We start from the raw sequence: 18,301 nt of genomic DNA, 5'->3' as shown, positions 1-18,301 counted from the left end.
GCACCACGGCACGACCTGTTCCGGCCACGTCACCGGGGCGCCGGCGTGACCGTATCGCCGTTGAAAGCTTTACAGCAAGGGTTGTGAAAGTAACGGTAAGGACTTTCATGCGGACGCCGGTCGCGCCGCCCTCGTGAGCGGCGGCGCGACCGGCGCGCGTTCAGCAGGAGGACTTGCCCGCGTACACCGCGAGGGCCGTGTCGGCGCCCAGGGTGGCGGTGAGCCGGCCCGAACCGTCCACCGTCACCTGCGTGTTGTTCTGTACGTTGCAGTACGTACCTGCCGCGAGGGACGTCTGGTAGGTACGGGTCAGCGAGCCGGACTCGTGGTTGACGGCCACGAAGCCCTTGTTGCCCCGGCCGAAGGCGATCGCGTCACCGCCGTTGTCCCACCAGTTGGTCACCGCCTGGCCGCGCGTGGCGTTGCGGAAGGCGACCATGGACTTGATCTCCGGCCAGGCGTGCTGGCACTTCCAGCCGTTCTGCCAGCAGGCGTTCACCTGACCGCCGTTGGGCGGGCCGGCGTCGTGGTCGGAGAACTCGTAGCCGGAGTTGATGTCCGGGGAGCCGTACGGCCAGGCCAGCATGAAGACGTTGGCGAGGGTGTAGGTGGCGTTGTCCTTGTAGCTGAGCGTGGAGCCGTTGCGCTCGGTGTCGTGGTTGTCGACGAAGACGCCCGCCACCGAACTGTTCATGTAGCCCCAGCCCTCGCCGTAGTTCTTCAGGTAGGCGAGGTTCTCGTTGTTGAAGACCCGCTTGAGGTCGAAGGCGTAGCGGAACTCCTGGACGTCGCCGGTGCCGGTGTACTCGCTGGGCTGGACGGCCTCGCCGGCGCCGTGGATGGCCTCCTGCTTCCAGTAGACGCCGGGATTGGAGAGCCGGGACTTGATGTTCGCCAGGTCGGCGGCCGGCATGTGCTTGGCCGCGTCGACGCGGAAGCCGTCCACCCCGAGGGAGAGCAGGTCGTTCAGGTACCCGGCGATGGCTCCGCGGACGTAGTTCTCGCCGGTGTCGAGGTCGGCGAGGCCGACCAGTTCGCAGTTCTGGACGTTCCAGCGGTCCTGGTAGTTGTTGATCTGCGAGGTGCAGTTGTCGAAGTCGGGCGACGAGTACAGGCCGGGGTAGTTGTACTTGGTGTACGCCGAGCCGCCGGTACCGGTGCCGTTGCCCGCGGACATGTGGTTGATGACGGCGTCGGCGACGACCTTCACGCCGGCCGAGTGACACGTGTTCACCATGTTCCGGAAGGCGGTGCGGTCGCCGAGCCGGCCGGCGATCTTGTAGCTGACCGGCTGGTACGACGTCCACCACTGCGAGCCCTGTATGTGCTCGGCGGGCGGGGAGACCTGGACGGAGCCGTACCCGGCGGGGCCGAGGGTGTTGGTGCACTCGCGGGCGACCGAGTTGAAGTTCCACTCGAAGAGGACGGCGGTGACGTCCTTGGTGCCGGGAGGCGCGGCCTCCGCGACGGTCGGGGTCATGACAACCGAAGCGACCGCGAGTGCGGCGACCCCGGCGAGGGTTCTGCGTGCCATGTGGGGTTCCTTCTCCATCGAAGGGTGTGGGGAGTGCGCAGGGCGACTGAAGCTTCTTGCTGAAACCTTCAGAAACCTTGCGGCAACGCAGATGTTAAAACGTTCACCGAACAAAAGGCAGTAGTCGGTCCGCAGTTGTGGCAAGAACTTCGAAAGGCGGGTGGGTGGCCCGAGGTCGGGCGAGCAGGAACCCTCCGTCGGGGGCGAACCGGAGCGCGTCGGCCGGACAGCAGCGCCCATGGCGTGGCCGCACGGCGCAGGCCCGGACACGGCGGAGGGCTCGCGGCGGGGCCCTGATGCCGAGAACGGTGCGAGTGTTGTCTATCGTCTCCCAGTGCGAACAATCGTGGTGCCTGTCCGCGGGGCGGAGGGCTTGTTGTGGTGACGCCTCGGTGGCCGCGCCTTCGGCATCCGGCGCAGGCGGTCGTGGCCGGCTTCGCCACGGCGATCGCGGCCGGGACCGGTCTGCTGATGCTGCCCGCGGCCAAGGCAGGGCCCGGTGGTGCCGGTGCGGTGGAGGCGTTGTTCACCTCCACTTCCGCCGTGTGTGTGACCGGTCTGATCGTGGTGGACACCCCCGGTTACTGGAGCGGGTTCGGGCAGGCGGTGATCCTGGCACTCATCCAGGTGGGTGGTTTCGGCATCATGACCTTCGCCTCCCTGCTGGTTCTGCTGGTCTCCAACCGCATCGGCCTCCGAGCGCGTCTGACGGCCGCCGCGGAGACCAAGACCCTGGGGCTGGGTGATGTCCGCTCGGTCGTGACCGGCGTGGTCAAGGTCAGTCTGCTGCTGGAGGCCATCACCGCCCTGGTGCTGGCCCTGCGGTTCGCCACCGCCTACGACGAGCCCTGGCCGCGGGCGGTGTGGCTGGGCGTCTTCCACGCCGTCTCGGCGTTCAACAACGCCGGCTTCGCCCTGTACTCGGACAGTCTGATGGGCTTCGTCACCGACCCGTGGATCTGCCTGCCCGTCGCGCTGGCGGTCATCGCCGGCGGGCTGGGCTTTCCCGTGCTCTTCGAGCTGCGCCGCCGGTTCCGCACGCCGCGCGGCTGGTCCCTGCACACCAAGATCGTGCTGTGGGCCTCCGGTGTCTTCCTGGTCGGCGGCAGCGCCTTCGTCACCGCGATCGAGTGGTCCAACCCCGCCACCCTGGGCACCCTGGACACACCCGGGAAACTGCTGGCCGGGTTCTTCCAGAGCGTCATGGCGCGCACCGCCGGGTTCAACAGCATCGACACCTCCCGGATGAACCCGGCGAGCTGGCTGGGCACGGACGTGCTGATGTTCATCGGCGGCGCCAGCGCCGGCACCGCGGGCGGTATCAAGGTCACCACCTTCGCCGTGCTGTTCTTCGTCATATACGCCGAGATCCGTGGCGAGGGCGCGGTCAACATCTTCCACCGCCGCCTGCACGGCGACCTTCAGCGTCAGGCCCTGACCGTGGTGCTGCTGTCCGTGGCCGCGGTCGCCATCTCCACCGTGGCCTTCATGGTCTTCAGCGACCACAACCTGGACCAGTCGCTGTTCGAGGTCACCTCCGCCTTCGCCACCGTCGGCCTGTCCACCGGCATCACCGCCGACCTGCATCCGGGCCTGCAGCTGCTGCTGATCGCTTTGATGTTCATCGGCCGGCTCGGCCCCATCACCGTCGCCTCCGCGCTCGCCCTGCGCCAGCGCGTCCGCCTGTACGACCTTCCCGAGGAGCGACCCGTCATTGGCTAGGAAGACCACCCCCAGGAAGCGGCGCACGGGGCCGCAGGGCTCCGTCGTCGTCATCGGCCTGGGCCGCTTCGGCCGCGCCCTGGCCCTGGAACTCGTCGACGAGGACACCGAAGTCCTCGGGATCGACGAGAACGCCGAAGTCGTCCAGGCCCTCTCCGGCTCCCTCACCCACGTCGTGCGCGCCGACTCCACCAAGGAGGACGCCCTGCGCCAGCTGGGGGTGCACGAGTTCGACCGCGCCGTCGTCGCCATCGGCAGCGATCTCGAAGCCAGCATCCTCACCGCCTCGCTGCTGATCTCCTTCGGCATCGAGAACGTCTGGGCCAAGGCCATCAGCGAGGCCCACGGCCGCATCCTCACCCAGCTCGGCGTCCACCACGTCGTCTACCCCGAACACGACATGGGCCAGCGCGTCGCCCACCTCGTACGGGGCCGCATGCTCGACTACATCGAGTTCGAGGACGACTTCGCCATGGTCAAGACCAACCCGCCCGCCGACATCATCGGCCTCACCCTGTCCAACAGCGCCGTCCGCACCCGCCACGGCATCACCGTCGTCGCCATCAAACGTCCCGGCGAAGGCTTCACCTACGCCACCCCCGAGACCGTCGTGGAAGCGGACGACACCATCATCGTCGCCGGGCGCACCCGAGCGACCGAACTCTTCAGCGAACTCCAGTAGGACCGGCACCGGCAGACAGCGGCACGCGGACCCCTGCTGCCCGCACCTCGACCGCCCACGTCGCGGCGGGCGGCGCGAGTCGGTGGAACCGGTGGCCGCCCGGCTGGGCAAGGACGGCAACCGGCAGGCCGGGGTGTCGCTGCACCTGGCCTCCGACGGCGCGTCGGCGGCCGTCGGCTGGCGGCTGTTCCTGCCGGAGAGCGGGGATCCCGCCTCGCCGAAGTTCCGCGGCGTCTCGTCAATCGGGAGGTGACACAGTGCCCATGCCTTTGATGGCCATGCTGATGCTCATCAGCCTGGCCACTGCGGCGGCGGGCATCGTGACCGTTGTTCTGATGCTGGACAACCCGCCCCTGCCTCTGTCCGGACTCTGCGCGGTCCTCGTTCTGGTCTTCGGTTCTTCGGCAGCTGCCGTGTACTGCTACGGCTTGTTCTCCGTCACCGCAGGAGGGCCGTTTCCCGAGTTGTGCGAGGACCGGAACGCCTCCGGTGCCGGGTTGGCGGGTATCGAGCAGGAGTACTGGCCCCTTCACAGCGCCTGCGTCTACTCCGACGGTGCCGCAGTGGAGCACGTCTCCATGTCGATCAATGTTCTCGTCTGCGTGCCGGCAGGTCTTGCCGTCCTCCTGGCCTGTGCCGGCGCAGTCCTGCACCGGCGGGCCCGACCATCTTCCGAAGGGATCTCATGACCGACGTTCCACTCGGTTCGATGAAGCCCAAGCAGATCGCAGCGACGCTTCGGGAATGGCGGATCACCCCGGGCGAGGGTACTGGGACCCGGAACATCGAAGCTTCGGCTGAAGACGGATGACTCTCCCAAGCCGTCGTCCCCGGCCGGCGCTTCGACGTGTCGCCGGTTCGCCACTGTTCACCTGATCGAACCGGGCACCCCGCGAGAACGACGCAGCCCTGGGGTCACTGCGGTGACCCCCATCAGCGCCCGCTGGTTCGTATGCCGTCGATGAAGGCGGCCCAGGCGCAGGTGCCGATGAGCAGGATCGTGCCGGTGGGGTTCTTGCTGTCACGGACGGGGACGGTGCCGGGGATGCTGTCGACGAGTTCCAGGCAGTCTCCGCCGCCGCCATCGCTGTACGTGCTCTTGCGCCATACTGCGGCCGTCAGGTCGGGTCCGGTACTGCGCATGTCTCGTACTCCTTCATGGCCCGCCGGATCAGGGCCGCGGATGCCTCTGGCGGCAGGGCTCGGGCATGGACGAGATCGTAACGATGGGAGTGGCGGGTCACCATGGCCCGGTCTTCCACCAATTCGCCCGAGTGGCCCGCCTCCAGGTAGGCCACGTCCGGCGCGTTGTCGAATGACAGGAGGGTGAGCGAGCCGCCCATGGCGGAGTGGGCCCCCGCCATGAAGGGCAGCACCTGCACCTCGATGTGCGGGGCGCGGGCGGCTTCCAGGACGGAGGCCAACTGCTCCCGCATGACGGTCGGACCTCCCACCGGACGCCGGATCACCGACTCGTCGAGCACCACCCACAACAGTGGCGGTTGCGGCTTCCGGAGCAGACTCTGCCGACTCAGCCGCGCCGCCACGTTCTCCTCGGTCTCCCCCACCGTGCACCACGGTTGTCCATGACGCAGCACCTCACGCGCGTAAGCCTCGGTCTGCAGCAGACCCGGAACGCTGTGCGCCATGTACTTGTGCATGGCGTTCGCCCTGGCCTCGTACGCCACGAACTTCCGTGCCCAGTCCGGAATCGGCGTCCGTCTGATGTGGGTCCACAGGTCGACCAGGTCGCCGTCGGCCTCCAGGATCTCGTCCAGTCTGGCGTTGACGTCCTCGGGCGGGGTCTCCTTGCCCAGTTCGAACTGGGCGATGCGGCTGTGGGCGACGGGAATCAGATCGCCGAGCCCGCGTTGGGTGAACCCGGCGCGGACGCGGAGCTTGCGCAGCTTCACGCCGTAGAGCGCCGGCAGGGACGCGGACGGGTCGAGTTCCTTCGGCGCGGGCATCTCCCGTCCCCCCGTTTTCGATCCGGCGCGACGAAAACCGTCACCCCTGGTGAGCGTAGCGTCACGTACCGATGATCGTGGGGAGAGTCGGGATCATCACGAAGAAAGGGCACCGCACTCATGGCACCACAGGAACGTACGAGGCGCGCGGCCGCGATCCAGGACGCCGACGAGGCCAGGAACGAACTCTCCTCGGCACTGGACGACGCCGGCGTGCTCCTGCCCTCGCTGGGGCTCGACACCGTCTCGCTGGCCAGCGGTCATCTGCCGCCGCTGGTGGATCTCGGGCGCTGCAATCCGGGCACGGCGCGCAAGCTGGCGCAGGCGCTGCGGGAGGGCCGCGCCACCGGACTGATCGCCAAGGTCCGTGAGGTGAACCAGCGGAGCGGGCAGCGCAGCAGGTAACACCAGCACAGGGCCCGGCGCTCCCGGTCGGGGAGCGGCGGGCCCTGTGCCCGGCCCGTGAGGTCTCAGCCCGCGGTGAACCACACCGTCGTGTCGCCCGGCACCTTCGCCTCGCCGTCCACCCCCTCCACGTCGCCGCTGGCGAGCAGCACCCGCCCGTACGCCGGGGTGGTCACCGCCTCGCCCGTGGTGTTCGCGACGCACACGAACTCGCCGCGGCGGAAGGCGAGTACGCCCTCGGGAGAGCGCAGCCACTCCACCGCGTCGCCCGCGCCCAGGCCGGCCTGGTCCCGGCGCACGGCGAGCGCGGTCCGGTACAGCTCCAGGGTCGAACCGGCCTTTCCGGTCTGTGCCTCGACGCTCAGCTCGCCCCAGCCCTCCGGCTGCGGCAGCCAGCTGCCGCCGCCCCCGAAGCCGTACGAGGAACCGGTGCGGGTCCACGGGATCGGCACCCGGCACCCGTCGCGGAAGCCGTCCTGGCCCTCGCCCCGGAAGTACGCCGGGTCCTGGCGTACCTCGTCCGGCAGGTCCACGACGTCCGGGAGGCCGAGCTCCTCGCCCTGGTAGACGTAGGCCGAGCCGGGCAGCGCCAGCATCAGCAGGGTCGCGGCGCGGGCCCGGCGCAGGCCCAGCTCCCGGTCGCCGGGCAGCCGGATCTGGGTGCCGAGGCCGGGCGGGTTGGCGAAGCGGGTGGCGTGCCGGGTGACGTCGTGGTTGGACAGCACCCAGGTGGCGGGGGCGTCCACCGGACGCATCGCGTCCAGGGTGCGGTCGATGACCACGCGCAGTTCCTCGGCGTCCCAGTGGGTGCCCAGGTACTGGAAGTTGAAGGCCTGGTGCAGTTCGTCGGGGCGGACGTAGTTCGCGGTGCGCTCGACGGTCGGGGTCCAGGCCTCGGCGACGAAGATGCGCTCGCCGGAGTACTCGTCGAGGATGAGCCGCCACTGGCGGTAGATGTCGTGGACGCCGTCCTGGTCGAAGAACGGCATGACATCGTTGCCCAGCAGCTTCAGCTGCTCGTGGGATCCCAGGTCCGGCAGGCCCTCGGCCTTCACCATGCCGTGTGCGACGTCGATGCGGAAGCCGTCCACGCCCATGTCCAGCCAGAACCGGAGGATGGAGCGGAACTCGTCGCCGACGGCCGGGTGCTCCCAGTTGAAGTCGGGCTGCTCGGGCGCGAAGAGGTGCAGGTACCACTCGCCCGGGGTGCCGTCGGGCTCGGTGACCCGGGTCCAGGCGGGGCCGCCGAAGATCGACTCCCAGTCGTTGGGCGGCAGTTCGCCGCCGGCGCCCTTGCCGGGCCGGAAGTGGTAGCGGTCGCGCGAGGCCGAGCCGGGGCCCTCCGCGAGGGCCCGCTTGAACCACTCGTGCTGGTCGGAGGAGTGGTTGGGCACGATGTCGACGATGATCCGCAGGCCCAGTCCGTGGGCGTCCCGGATCAGCGCGTCCGCGTCGAGCAGGGTGCCGAACATGGGGTCGACGGCGCGGTAGTCGGCGACGTCGTAGCCGGCGTCGGCCTGCGGGGAGGCGTAGAAGGGGCTGAGCCACACGGCGTCCACCCCGAGCTCGCGCAGGTACGGCAGGCGGGAGCGGATGCCTTCGAGGTCGCCCATGCCGTCGCCGTTGCTGTCGGCGAAGCTGCGCGGGTACACCTGGTAGATCACCGCGTCCCGCCACCAGTCGTGGCGCCTGGTGACGGTGGCGACGGCAGCGTCGGTCGTGGGGGTCGGGGCCGGGGCGGCGGCGTGCTGCTGGCTCATGTCGTCCTTGATACGTGGGATCGGTCAGGGAGGCGAGGGGGGCCGGGGCCGAAAGGGCGGGAGGCGGGAGACGAGGCGGCCGCGGTGCCGGCGGGGTCGGAGAGGCACCGCGGCCGTCTTCCCCGCGCGCCGCGGCGCGCGGGAGTCGTCGTACGGAGGGCGTCAGCCCTTCGTGCCGCCCGCGGTGAGGCCGGCCACCAGGTTCTTCTGCACGAGGTAGAAGAACGCCGAGACGGGTATCGCGATCAGGACCGCGGTGGCGGCCATCAGGTTGCGCTGGGCGTCGTGTTCGCTGACGAAGCTCTGCAGACCGACGGCGAGCGTGTACTTCTCGTCGTCCAGCATGAACGTCGTGGCGAAGGCGACCTCGCCGAACGCGGTGATGAAGCTGTAGAAGGCGGCGACCGCGAGTCCCGGCTTGGCGAGCGGCAGGATCAGCCGCGCGAACGTGCCGAACGGGGACAGCCCGTCGACCCGGCCCGCCTCGTCGATCTCGAACGGAATGGTGTCGAAATAGCCCTTCATCAGCCAGGCACAGTACGGCACCGCGGTCGAGCAGTAGACGAGGATGAGCCCGAAGTAGGTGTCGATCAACTGAAGGTCGGACAGGATCTGGTACATCGGGACCATCAGGACGGCCACCGGGAACATCTGGGTGACCAGCAGGACCCACATGAACTTCTTGTACCCGGGGAACCGCATCCGGGAGACCGCGTACCCGGTGGTGGCGGCGACCAGGACGCCGATGACCGTGGTGCCGAGCGAGACGATCAGCGAGCTCTTCAGCCAGTCGAAGAAGTTCGTGTTCTGCAGCACGAACGTGTAGTTGTCCAGCGTCATCTTGCCCCAGATGCCGCCGGGGCGCAGATAGTCGTCCTTGTCCGGGCCGAGGGACAGGAAGACCAGCCAGGCGACCGGGAACAGCGCGATGGCGCTCGCCGCGATCAGGATGCCGTGCGAGGCGAGGACGCCGCGGCGGCCGACCTCGCCGCGCCGCCGCGTCACGGGCCGGCGGGGCGTGGTCCCCCCGGCCGGCTTGCCCGTCACCACGGCTGACGGTGAGGTGTCGAGGGTGCTCATGGGGGCTCCTGCCTCAGATCGCGAGCTGCTGCTCATTGCGGTTCAGCCAGCGGCGGTAGAAGGAGGTGAAGACGATCAGGATGGCCAGCAGCAGCATGCCGTAGGCCGCGGACTGTGCGAAGTCGCGCGGCTGCTGCCCGAAGCCGAGTTGGTACGCCCAGGTGACGAGGATCTGCGCGTCCGGCGCGGTGTTGCCGAACAGCAGGAAGATGACGGCGAACTGGTTGAAGGTCCAGATGATGCCGAGCAGCACGACGGTGGAGCTGACCGAGCGCAGACCGGGCAGGGTGACGTGGCGGAACCGCTGCCAGGCGCTCGCGCCGTCCATCTCGGCCGCCTCGTACAGGGTGCCGTCGATCGACTGGAGCCCGCCGAGCAGGGAGACCATCATGAACGGCACACCGCACCAGGTGTTGACCATGATCGCGGCGAACCGCTGCCAGAAGGTGTCCTCGAGCCACAGCGGCGTCGGCAGGCCCAGGAACTCCAGGCCCGAGTTGATGATGCCGCTGTCGGCGAGCATGAACCGCCAGCCGAAGACGGTGACGAAGGTCGGCACGGCCCACGGCAGGATCAGGATCAGCCGGTAGAAGGTGCGGCCGCGCAGCTTCTGGTTGAGCAGCAGGGCGAGGCCCAGACCGATGGTGTAGTGCAGGCCGACGCAGGCCGCCGTCCAGACGATCGTCCAGACGAAGTGCGACCAGAAGCGGTCGTACGCCGTCTCGCCCCAGAGGATGTCGGCGTAGTTGTCCAGGCCGATGAACTTGTACGTGGCCTCGATCTCGTTGACGCCGATGGTGCGGGCGGAGTTGAGGCTGTTGGCGTCGGTGAGGGTGAGGTAGAAGCCGTAGGCCAGGGGATACAGCACGAGGACGCCGAGCACGACGACCACGGGCACGATCATGGCGAACGCGTACCAGTGCTTCTGGTAGGCCTGCTTCAGGCGGCCGGCCCGGCCGGCGCGGGGCGGGCGGTCACCGCTGCGCTTGCCGGTCGCGCGGTCGATGGCGACTGTCATGGTTCGGCACCTTCTGGATGATCAAGGGGTTCGGCACACAGGCCGGTGGCCGCCGGATCCTCCCCTCCCGGAAAGGGACCCGGCGGCCACGCGGGCTCTACTTGCTGAAGTCCGGCACCAGCTTGGCAATGGCGGTCTCGGCGTCGCCCAGACCCTTGTCCAGGGACTCCTTGCCGCCCGCGATCTGGGGCAGTTCGTCGTCGAGCGGACCCCACAGCGAGCTGTACTCGGGCAGGGCCGGGCGCGGCTGGGCGGCCTCGAGGACCGTCTGGTAGCCGGCGATGCCCGGGTCGGCCTTGACCTTGTCGGTGTAGGCGTCGTCACGCGTGGGCAGCGTGGAGTTCTTCAGGGCGATGGTCTCCTGGGCCTTGGCCGAGGTCATGAAGTTCACGAACTTCAGCGCGGCCTCCTGCTTCGCGGCGTCGGAGCCGGCGTAGACGGAGAGGTTGTGGCCGCCGGTGGGGGCGCCCGCCGTGCCGGCGGAGCCGGCCGGGACGGTGGCGATGCCCAGGTTGTCCTTGTCCTTGAAGGCCGAGCCCTTGTAGAAGTTGGTGATCTCCCACGGGCCCTGGATGATCGCGGCGACCTTGCCGTTGACGAACGCGTCCTGGATGTGGGCGTAGGCGTCGGCGGTGGTGTCGGCCTTGTGCAGGCCCTTGCCGTCGAAGAGGTCCAGCCAGGTGCCGTAGGCCTTCTCGGCCTCCGGCGACTTCACGGTGACCTTCTTGGCGTCGGCGTCGACCATGTCGGTGCCCTCGCCGTAGAGGAACGGCTGGGCGTAGTAGCCGGCGGTGGAGCCCCAGTAGCCGTCGACGCCGGTCTTGTCCTTGACGGTGGCGGCGGCCTTCTTCAGGTCGTCCCAGGTCTTGGGGGCCTCGACGCCGGCCTTCTCGAAGAGTTCCTTGTTGTAGACCAGCGCGAGCGTGTCCGTGACGAACGGGACGCCGTAGACCTTGTCCTCGTAGGTGGCCTGCTCGATCAGGTTGGACTTGAACTTCGCCTGGTCCTTCAGCGCCTCGGTGCCGTCCAGCGGCAGGAAGAAGCCCTTCTTGGCGAAGGCGGGGGTCCAGCCGACCTCGGAGCGCAGCACGTCGGGGGCGCCCTTGGAACCGGCGGCGGTGTCGAACTTGTTCTGCGCCTGGTCGAAGGGGACGTTGACGTACTTGACCTTGACGTCCTTGTTGGCGGCCTCGAACTCCTTGACCAGGGCCTGGTACGTCGGCGCCTCGTTGGTCGCGTTGGAGGTGTCCCACCAGGTGATGGTGACCGGGCCGCCGGCCGAGTCGCCGCTGTCGCTGTCTCCGCCGCAGGCCGTCGCCGTGAGGGCGAGGGACGCCACCAGCGCGGTGGCCGCTATGCCACGCCGCATGAGTTCTCCTTGAGGGTGAAAGCCCGTGTCACGCAGGTCGGCCCCGTCTGCCGTCCTGCCTACGTGCCGGCCGCGCCGATGGGGCCGCCGGGCGACGTGAACGTAACAGCGATGCAACCGATCCGAAAGACCTTGCTGAAAAATCGTGCAAGAAAACCCGACGGTTATCCCGTCGTGACCCCCCCTTCACCTTCTCCTCGGTGCCCCGATCACCTTGCCACCGCCGGGTTTCCGGCGTCAGGACAGGAGTTCGGACAGCTGTGCAAGACTCTGCAAGTGCTTGCCATCCGTTTCCGTCGGGGGAATCATCCGTTGCGGTACGGACGCCGAGCACGACGTGTCGAGTACGACATGCCGACCACGACATGAGGGACCGCGATGACCCAGCAGCCCGCGACGGGCCGTTCGACGGCGCGCACCAGGCGTCCGGCCGGTGTGCAAGCAGTGGGGCGGCCGATAGGGTCCGGTGCTGTGACCACACGTCTTGCCGACATCGCCGCTCAGGCCGGGGTGAGCGAGGCGACCGTCAGCCGCGTGCTCAACGGCAAGCCGGGCGTCGCCGCCACCACCCGCCAGTCCGTCCTCGCCGCCCTCGACGTCCTGGGCTACGAACGCCCGGTGCGGCTGCGGCAGCGCAGCGAGGGTCTGGTGGGGCTGATCACCCCCGAGCTGGAGAACCCGATCTTCCCGGCCCTGGCCCAGGTCATCGGGCAGGCGCTGACCCGCCAGGGCTACACACCGGTTCTGGCCACCCAGACCCCGGGCGGGTCGACGGAGGACGAGCTGACGGAGATGCTCGTCGACCGCGGGGTGGCGGGCATCATCTACGTCTCCGGACTGCACGCGGACACCACGGCCGACATGCAGCGCTACGAGCGACTGCGCGCCCAGGGCGTGCCGTTCGTGCTGGTCGACGGCTTCTCACCGCGGGTGCAGGCGCCGTTCATCTCGCCCGACGACCGGGCGGCGATGGCGCTCGCGGTCACGCATCTCGCCTCCCTCGGGCACACCCGGATCGGGCTGGCGCTCGGGCCGAAGCGGTTCGTGCCGGTGCAGCGCAAGATCGAGGGCTTCGCACGCGCCATGCAGGACCAACTCGGCCTGGACCCGCGGACCGTGGAGACGGAACTGGTCCAGCACTCCCTGTACACCCTGGAGGGCGGACAGGCCGCCGCCAACGCACTCATGGACCGCGGGTGCACGGCGGTGGTGTGCGCCAGCGACATGATGGCACTGGGAGCGATACGGGCGGCCCGGCAGCGCGGTCTCGAGGTGCCGACGGACATCTCGGTGGTCGGCTTCGACGACTCCCCGCTGATCGCCTTCACCGACCCGCCGCTGACCACGGTCCGCAAGCCGGTCCCGGCGATGGGCCAGGCCGCGGTGCGCACCCTGCTGGAGGAGATCGGCGGGACGCCCGCCCCGCACAGCGAGTTCGTGTTCATGCCGGAGCTGGTGGTCCGCGGCTCGACGGCCTCGGCCCCCGGCGACCGGAACCGTTCCTAGGGCTGCCCGGGGCGCGGCGCCGGCAGCCGTCGGGCCGCTCGTGCTCCCCGCCTCCGCGCACACCGGCGAGGAGCCCCCGCGGACGGCGTCGCGGCGGCCGCGGTCGCCGGCCCGCTGCCGGTGAACGGGGTTCTCAGGAGCGGGTGGGCAGATTGCCCCAGTCGAGGCGGAGCACGGCCAGGTCGTCGGAGTGGCGGCCGGCGTTCAGCGCGTGGGTTTCCTTGATGAGGAGGTCGACGTGGTCCGCCGGGTCCGCCGGCGGCAGCTTCCCGATCAGTGCGAGCAGCCCTTCGACGCCGAGCCGCTCCCCCTTCGTGCCGTTGTGTCCTTCGATGAGGCCGTCGGTGTAGACGGTCAGGGCTCCGGCGGCCGGGAGCGGAACGACCGTGGAGGGCCAGCTGCCGTCTCCGGGGACGATGCCCAGGGCGATGCCGTGTTCGGCGGGCACCTCCCGGGTCCCCTCGGCTGTGGTGAGGAGGGGCTCGTGGTGGCCGGCCAGGTGGAGGACGGCGGTGCCGGCGCGCTGGTCGAGAGTGAGGAGTGTGCAGGTGGCGAACAGGTGCTGGCTGTCGCGTTCGGCGATCAGGATGCGTTCCATCAGGTGCAGCAGGCCGTCTCCGCGGTGCCCCCCGAGCACCAGGGAGCGCCAGGCGATCCGCAGACAGACGCCCAGCGCCGCGGCGTCGGGGCCGTGGCCGCTGACGTCGCCCACGACGGCGTGCAGCAGCCCGTCGTCTCCCTCCACCACGTCGAGGAAGTCCCCGCCGAGCAGGGTCATCTCGGCACCGGGCAGGTAGCGGGACGTCACCCTCACCGTGGAGGTGTCGAGCATCGGCCGGGGCAGCAGGCCGCGTTCCAGGCGGGCGTTCTCCTCCGCCCGCAGCCGGGTGGCCTGCGCTTCGGCGCTCGCGCGTTCCGTCCGGCTCCGGTAGACGGCGTAGCGCAGCGTCCTTCGCAGCAGGTCCGCTTCGACCTTGCCCTTGACGAGGTAGTCCTGCGCTCCGGCGGCCATGGCCTCGGTGCCCGCCCGGTCCTCGGACAGCCCGGTCAGGACGATCACCGCGGTGTGCGGGGCCAGCCCTCGCACCGCCCTGACCGCGTCGACGCCCGCCACGTCGGGCAGGTGCAGGTCGAGGAGAACGCAGTCGATCGGGCTGCCGGCCAGTTCGGCGCGCGCCTCGGACAGGGTGGTCCGGGTGGTCAGCGCGAACCGCATCCCCGTGTCGTGGAGGAGCTCCTCCACGAGCAGGGCGTCGCCCGGGTCGTCCTCGATCAGCAGGATGCGGTACACCGACCCCTCGAAGGCCGCTTCCGGCACGGCCGGCATGTCCGCCGTCATCTCACGGACTCCGCGTCGGCGCGGGTGGCCTCCGGCACGGTGGACGGGCCGGGGCTCTCCGGCGGCCGGGGGGCGAGGGTGAAGAGGATGCGTGCGCCGTCGCGGTATTCCGGGTCGACCTCGATGGCGCCTCCGTGGAACTCGACGATCTTCTTGCACATCGCGAGGCCGATTCCGCTGCCGGTGTAGGTGTCCTTGGTGTGCAGCCGCTGGAAGATCACGAACACCTTGTCGGCGTACTCCGGTGCGATGCCGATGCCGTTGTCGGTGACGGTGAACCGCCACAGTTCGCCTTCCGGGGCCGCCGTGATGTGGATCTTCGGCGTTTCGCCCGGGCGGCGGAACTTGACGGCGTTGCCTATCAGGTTCTGCCAGAGCATGCCCAGCTGGGTGGGGTCGGCGACCAGGGTCGGCAGCGGATCGTGGGTGATCTCCGCTCCGGCCTCCTCGATGCCGACGCTCAGCGCGGACAGGGTCCGGTCCAGCACCTCGCCCAGGTCGACGCTCTGGTGGGTGTTGTGCAGCCGCCCGACCCGGGAGAAGTCGAGCAGGTCGTTGATGAGGGTCTGCATGCGGTTCGCCCCGTCGACCGCGAAGTCGATGTACTGGTCGGCCCGGCTGTCGAGCTGCCCTCCGTAGCGCCGCTGGAGGAGCTGGGTGAAGCTGGAGACCTTGCGCAGCGGCTCCTGCAGGTCGTGGGAGGCCACGTACGCGAACTGCTCCAGCTCGGCGTTGGAGCGCTGCAGGTCCGCGGCCTGCGCGTCCAGCCGCAGCCGTGTCTCCTCGCTGAGGGCCAGTTCCCGTACGAGACGCTGCCGCATGAAGTCGATCTCACGGCTGAGGCGCCGCAGGTCGGCGGGACCGGTCGGGGCGATGGGATGCTCGAAGTCTCCGCCGGTGACGGCACGGGCGTCCGCGCCGAGCCGCTCCAGCGGCATGTTGATGCCCCGGCGCAGTCCTTCGAAGATCAAAGCCGTGAGGACGACGATGAGCACCGCGATGGCGCTGAACACCCCGTCCCTCAAGGCCATCGTGTCCTTCAGGTCGTCCCTCACCCGTGCGAGGTCCGCGCGCAGCTGTTCCTGCTGGCTGCTCAGGGCGGCACGTACGTCGTCGAAGGCCGCCTTGCCCTCCGTCGCCCGCTGGGTGGCCGTCGGCGAGGGTGAGCCGGCGGGCGCGGCGGCGACGGGCCGGGCGACCCTCTCCTGCCACTTCGCCACGGCGTCCTGCACGGTCTTCAGGTCGTCCAGACCCGTGGGGTCGTCCTCGAGCAGCTCGGTGAGTTGCGCGACGGTCGCTTCCTGCTCGGTGAGCCCCTGCTCGTAGGGGGCGACGAACTCCGGTATGCCGGTGAGCCCGTAGCCGCGGATTCCGGTCTCCTGGTTGAGCACGGCCGCTTCCAGGCGGATCGCGACGGTCAGCGCGGAGGAACGCACGTCCACGAGTTCGTCACTGATCGACTCGGTCCGCCCCAGGACCCATGCGCCCGCTGTCCCGAGCAGGGCCAGAATCACGAGGGACGTGGCCGTCCCCACGCGAAGCCACCGCCTGGTCGTCCACGCGGAAAACCCTCGCGTGCGCGATCGGCTCTCGTCGACGGTCATCGTGTGGGCTCCTCGGTGGGGCGATCGTGTGAAAGTTGGGCCAGCACACTTTAGAGGGCGACAACCCTTGTTGTCGCGGAGCTGCTCCGGGACCTAGAGTGCCGGGCATGCCCGGCAAGGACTTCGTAGCGCGGATCACTCCGCGGGAGATCGCCTCCCTCACGGACGCGGCAGTCGGTGATCTCGCGCAGCGCCTCGCCAGCCGGCTTCTGGGAGCCCCCTCGCACCCGGCGCCGGACGACCCGGCACAGGCCCTGGCCCTGCTCCACGCGCTGGATCACCTCAAGCAGGCCACTGAGCGACTCCAGCAGGAAGCGGCCGTGGCCGCCGCCCGCGCGGGTGCCGGCTACCCGCAGATCGGCGCCGCGTGCGGTATGACCCGGCAAGGTGCCCGGCGCCGCTGGCCGGGGCTTTTCCACCATTCCACCGAGAAACCCACGGAGCATCCGACCATGACCACCCCCGCCCGTCCCTTCGACGTCCTGCTCGTCGAAGACGACATCGCCGACGCCATGCTCATCGAGGAAGCCCTCTCCGAGCGCGGAGCCCGCAACCTCGTCCAGGTCACCGACGGAGTCGCCGCGCTGGAACACCTGCGGACCCCGGGCACCCCGCGGCCCGACCTCATCGTCCTCGACCTGAACATGCCGCGGATGAACGGCCGCGATCTGCTCAAGGTCCTGAAGAACGATGACGACCTGCAGACGATCCCCGTGGTCGTCCTGACCACGTCCACCGCTCCGGACGACGTCACGGGCGCGTACAGCAGCCACGCCAACGCCTACGTGACCAAGCCCGTCAACCTGGAGGAGTTCGAGCAGGCCGTCCAGAGCATCGACGCCTTCTACCTCGACACCGCCGCCCGCCCCCGCCCCTGAACGGCCGGTGTCCGCCTCCGGAAGCGGGCTCCGGTGCCCTCGTGGGGCCGTGCCGCCGCGCACCCGCACGTGCCCACCGGCCGGGGCCCGGCCGGTGCCGGGCTTCTCCGGGTCGCCCCGTCGTCCACAGGTCGCAGGCGGCGCGTCCTCGCACCCTGCTCCGGGAGGAGACGGCGGGCCCCCTCCCGGAGAGAACATGCGGGTCGGTTCCGACCGTAGGATGATCTGCGGAGGGGGCTTTTCTGGCAGACTCTGCACCCATGGGTGAAACGACGGTGACCACGCTGGAAGGCCGGCACCAGGCCGCAGCGCACCCCGTCGAGGACGAGACGGGGCAGGGGCTCCTGCGTCGTCTGCGCACCCCCCGCCGGCCGCGGCTGTGGTTCGAGATCCTGCTGATCGCGGTGAGTTACTGGACGTACTCGCTCGTCCGCAACGCGGTGCCGGAGCAGAAGGCCGAGGCGCTGCGCAACGCGGACTGGCTCTGGGACCTGGAGCGGCAGCTCCATCTCGCCTTCGAGGAGTCGGTCAACCACGCGGTGAACTCGGTGACCTGGCTCGTCGTCGGCATGAACTACTACTACGCCACCCTGCACTTCGCGGTCACGCTGGGTGTCCTGGTGTGGCTCTACCGTAGTCATCCCGGCCGTTACGCGGCGACCAGGCTGGTGCTGTTCTCGACCACCGCCGTCGCCCTTGCCGGTTACTACCTGTTCCCGCTCGCCCCGCCGCGCCTGATGAACGGCGGCGGCTTCATCGACACCGTGGTGGTCCACGAGACCTGGGGCTCGATGGCCTCCGGCGACCTGAAGAACATGTCCAACCAGTACGCCGCGATGCCCTCGATGCACATCGGCTGGTCGATGTGGTGCGGGCTGACCATCTTCGCGCTGGCGACGGTCCCGTGGGCGAAGGTCCTGGGCCTGCTGTACCCGGCGGGCACGCTGGTGGTCATCGTCGCCACCGCCAACCACTTCTGGCTGGACGCGGTGGGCGGTCTGCTCTGCCTCGCCTTCGGCTACGCGCTGGCGACCCTCTGGTACGGGAGCAGGCCGTACGCGCTGCCGCGGGAGGTGCCGGACAACGGGGACGGGAGCGGCCGGGACAGGGGCGGCCGGAGCAGGGCCTTCCCGGGCAGAGGTGTCCCGGGCAGAGGTTTCCCGGGCGGGCGCGGTACGGACAAGGCCGTCGCGGGTTCGGACGGTGGGGGCACGGGCCGCGCGAACGCGGGCGTCGTGAGCCCGCGCACCCCGGACGACTCCACCGGCCCTCGCACGGCCGGCGGCACCCCCGCCCCACGCTCTCCCGGCGCCGCCCCCGCCCCCGCGCACGCCCCGGACGCCCCGCGCCACTGAGGCGTCCCCCACCGCCGGAGGGGGCGGGCCCCGCGCCACTGCGGCGCCCCGCACTCCGTGCGAACGCGCCCACCGCCCGTGC

17 protein-coding genes are annotated in these 18,301 nt (G+C 69.8%); 8 read left to right on the top strand and 9 right to left on the bottom strand.

Features of this window, described 5'->3' with window-relative positions; all coding sequences use genetic code 11:
- Nucleotides 1-160: 160 nt before the first annotated feature.
- Nucleotides 161-1,534: an alpha-amylase family protein gene (locus ACFWVE_RS21270; RefSeq protein ID WP_384016175.1), complete on the bottom strand. Its 1,374-nt coding sequence runs from the start codon at nt 1,532-1,534 to the stop codon at nt 161-163.
- Between the two features lie 381 nt (nt 1,535-1,915).
- Between ACFWVE_RS21270 and ACFWVE_RS21265 the strand changes: the two genes are divergently transcribed.
- From ACFWVE_RS21265 to ACFWVE_RS21250, 4 genes are all read left to right on the top strand, one after another.
- Complete coding sequence (locus ACFWVE_RS21265) at nt 1,916-3,256, top strand: TrkH family potassium uptake protein (protein WP_384016200.1); 1,341 nt, start codon at nt 1,916-1,918, stop codon at nt 3,254-3,256.
- Nucleotides 3,249-3,938: a potassium channel family protein gene (locus tag ACFWVE_RS21260; protein WP_384016173.1), complete on the top strand. Its 690-nt coding sequence runs from the start codon at nt 3,249-3,251 to the stop codon at nt 3,936-3,938. Before ACFWVE_RS21265 ends, ACFWVE_RS21260 begins: the two co-directional genes overlap by 8 nt.
- Before the next feature lie 91 nt (nt 3,939-4,029).
- Nucleotides 4,030-4,191, top strand: coding sequence for a transposase (locus ACFWVE_RS21255; RefSeq protein WP_384016171.1), 162 nt, complete (start codon nt 4,030-4,032; stop codon nt 4,189-4,191).
- A gap of 19 nt (nt 4,192-4,210) precedes the next feature.
- Nucleotides 4,211-4,627, top strand: coding sequence for a hypothetical protein (locus tag ACFWVE_RS21250; protein ID WP_384016169.1), 417 nt, complete (start codon nt 4,211-4,213; stop codon nt 4,625-4,627).
- Nucleotides 4,628-4,871: 244 nt separating this feature from the next.
- On the opposite strand, the gene ACFWVE_RS21245 is transcribed toward ACFWVE_RS21250, so the two are convergent.
- Together ACFWVE_RS21245 and ACFWVE_RS21240 are read right to left on the bottom strand one after the other, a co-directional pair.
- Entirely contained in the window at nt 4,872-5,081 is a 210-nt protein-coding gene (locus ACFWVE_RS21245; RefSeq protein ID WP_384016167.1) for a DUF397 domain-containing protein, read from the bottom strand.
- Nucleotides 5,057-5,905, bottom strand: coding sequence for a helix-turn-helix domain-containing protein (locus tag ACFWVE_RS21240; RefSeq protein ID WP_384016165.1), 849 nt, complete (start codon nt 5,903-5,905; stop codon nt 5,057-5,059). Before ACFWVE_RS21240 ends, ACFWVE_RS21245 begins: the two co-directional genes overlap by 25 nt.
- Nucleotides 5,906-6,025: 120 nt before the next feature.
- Between ACFWVE_RS21240 and ACFWVE_RS21235 the strand changes: the two genes are divergently transcribed.
- Nucleotides 6,026-6,310: a hypothetical protein gene (locus ACFWVE_RS21235; RefSeq protein WP_384016163.1), complete on the top strand. Its 285-nt coding sequence runs from the start codon at nt 6,026-6,028 to the stop codon at nt 6,308-6,310.
- 65 nt (nt 6,311-6,375) lie between these two features.
- Here the strand turns inward: ACFWVE_RS21235 and ACFWVE_RS21230 are convergent, their stop codons facing one another.
- From ACFWVE_RS21230 to ACFWVE_RS21215, 4 genes are all read right to left on the bottom strand, one after another.
- Nucleotides 6,376-8,070: a glycoside hydrolase family 13 protein gene (locus ACFWVE_RS21230; protein ID WP_384016161.1), complete on the bottom strand. Its 1,695-nt coding sequence runs from the start codon at nt 8,068-8,070 to the stop codon at nt 6,376-6,378.
- Between the two features lie 162 nt (nt 8,071-8,232).
- Nucleotides 8,233-9,150, bottom strand: a complete 918-nt coding sequence (locus ACFWVE_RS21225; RefSeq protein WP_384016159.1) for a sugar ABC transporter permease — start codon at nt 9,148-9,150, stop codon at nt 8,233-8,235.
- Nucleotides 9,151-9,163: 13 nt separating this feature from the next.
- Complete coding sequence (locus tag ACFWVE_RS21220; RefSeq protein WP_384016157.1) at nt 9,164-10,168, bottom strand: carbohydrate ABC transporter permease; 1,005 nt, start codon at nt 10,166-10,168, stop codon at nt 9,164-9,166.
- Between the two features lie 97 nt (nt 10,169-10,265).
- On the bottom strand, nt 10,266-11,537 hold the full coding sequence (locus tag ACFWVE_RS21215; protein WP_384016155.1) for an extracellular solute-binding protein: 1,272 nt from the start codon (nt 11,535-11,537) through the stop codon (nt 10,266-10,268).
- 471 nt (nt 11,538-12,008) lie between these two features.
- Here ACFWVE_RS21215 and ACFWVE_RS21210 point away from each other — a divergent pair, with 471 nt between their 5' ends.
- A complete protein-coding gene (locus ACFWVE_RS21210; RefSeq protein ID WP_384016153.1) occupies nt 12,009-13,043 on the top strand; it encodes a LacI family DNA-binding transcriptional regulator in 1,035 nt (344 codons plus the stop codon).
- A 133-nt stretch (nt 13,044-13,176) separates the two neighbouring features.
- On the opposite strand, the gene ACFWVE_RS21205 is transcribed toward ACFWVE_RS21210, so the two are convergent.
- The gene (locus ACFWVE_RS21205) at nt 13,177-14,382 is read right to left on the bottom strand and encodes a PP2C family protein-serine/threonine phosphatase (RefSeq protein WP_384016151.1); all 1,206 of its coding nucleotides are present in this window, start codon (nt 14,380-14,382) and stop codon (nt 13,177-13,179) included.
- On the bottom strand, nt 14,379-15,986 hold the full coding sequence (locus ACFWVE_RS21200; protein WP_384016149.1) for an ATP-binding protein: 1,608 nt from the start codon (nt 15,984-15,986) through the stop codon (nt 14,379-14,381). The genes ACFWVE_RS21205 and ACFWVE_RS21200 overlap by 4 nt, the downstream gene beginning before the upstream one ends.
- Before the next feature lie 107 nt (nt 15,987-16,093).
- Between ACFWVE_RS21200 and ACFWVE_RS21195 the strand changes: the two genes are divergently transcribed.
- Together ACFWVE_RS21195 and ACFWVE_RS21190 are read left to right on the top strand one after the other, a co-directional pair.
- The gene (locus ACFWVE_RS21195) at nt 16,094-16,864 is read left to right on the top strand and encodes a response regulator (protein ID WP_384016148.1); all 771 of its coding nucleotides are present in this window, start codon (nt 16,094-16,096) and stop codon (nt 16,862-16,864) included.
- A 260-nt stretch (nt 16,865-17,124) separates the two neighbouring features.
- A complete protein-coding gene (locus tag ACFWVE_RS21190; RefSeq protein ID WP_384016146.1) occupies nt 17,125-18,219 on the top strand; it encodes a phosphatase PAP2 family protein in 1,095 nt (364 codons plus the stop codon).
- Nucleotides 18,220-18,301: the final 82 nt, after the last annotated feature.

This window comes from Streptomyces sp. NPDC058632 (assembly GCF_042717095.1).
In the GTDB taxonomy this organism is placed as follows: Bacteria; Actinomycetota; Actinomycetes; order Streptomycetales; family Streptomycetaceae; genus Streptomyces.
The sequence above is the reverse complement of the archived record's forward strand: the minus strand, read 5'-3'. Positions and strand labels throughout refer to the sequence as shown.

Coding starts and splice junctions, on each gene's coding strand:
- ACFWVE_RS21230 (WP_384016161.1), bottom strand. CDS start 8,070: ATGAGCCAGCAGCACGCCGCCGCCCCGGCCCCGACCCCCACGACCGAC.
- ACFWVE_RS21250 (WP_384016169.1), top strand. CDS start 4,211: ATGGCCATGCTGATGCTCATCAGCCTGGCCACTGCGGCGGCGGGCATC.
- ACFWVE_RS21270 (WP_384016175.1), bottom strand. CDS start 1,534: ATGGCACGCAGAACCCTCGCCGGGGTCGCCGCACTCGCGGTCGCTTCG.
- ACFWVE_RS21225 (WP_384016159.1), bottom strand. CDS start 9,150: ATGAGCACCCTCGACACCTCACCGTCAGCCGTGGTGACGGGCAAGCCG.
- ACFWVE_RS21215 (WP_384016155.1), bottom strand. CDS start 11,537: ATGCGGCGTGGCATAGCGGCCACCGCGCTGGTGGCGTCCCTCGCCCTC.
- ACFWVE_RS21245 (WP_384016167.1), bottom strand. CDS start 5,081: ATGCGCAGTACCGGACCCGACCTGACGGCCGCAGTATGGCGCAAGAGC.
- ACFWVE_RS21235 (WP_384016163.1), top strand. CDS start 6,026: ATGGCACCACAGGAACGTACGAGGCGCGCGGCCGCGATCCAGGACGCC.
- ACFWVE_RS21200 (WP_384016149.1), bottom strand. CDS start 15,986: ATGACCGTCGACGAGAGCCGATCGCGCACGCGAGGGTTTTCCGCGTGG.
- ACFWVE_RS21190 (WP_384016146.1), top strand. CDS start 17,125: ATGGGTGAAACGACGGTGACCACGCTGGAAGGCCGGCACCAGGCCGCA.
- ACFWVE_RS21205 (WP_384016151.1), bottom strand. CDS start 14,382: ATGACGGCGGACATGCCGGCCGTGCCGGAAGCGGCCTTCGAGGGGTCG.
- ACFWVE_RS21220 (WP_384016157.1), bottom strand. CDS start 10,168: ATGACAGTCGCCATCGACCGCGCGACCGGCAAGCGCAGCGGTGACCGC.
- ACFWVE_RS21240 (WP_384016165.1), bottom strand. CDS start 5,905: ATGCCCGCGCCGAAGGAACTCGACCCGTCCGCGTCCCTGCCGGCGCTC.
- ACFWVE_RS21195 (WP_384016148.1), top strand. CDS start 16,094: ATGCCCGGCAAGGACTTCGTAGCGCGGATCACTCCGCGGGAGATCGCC.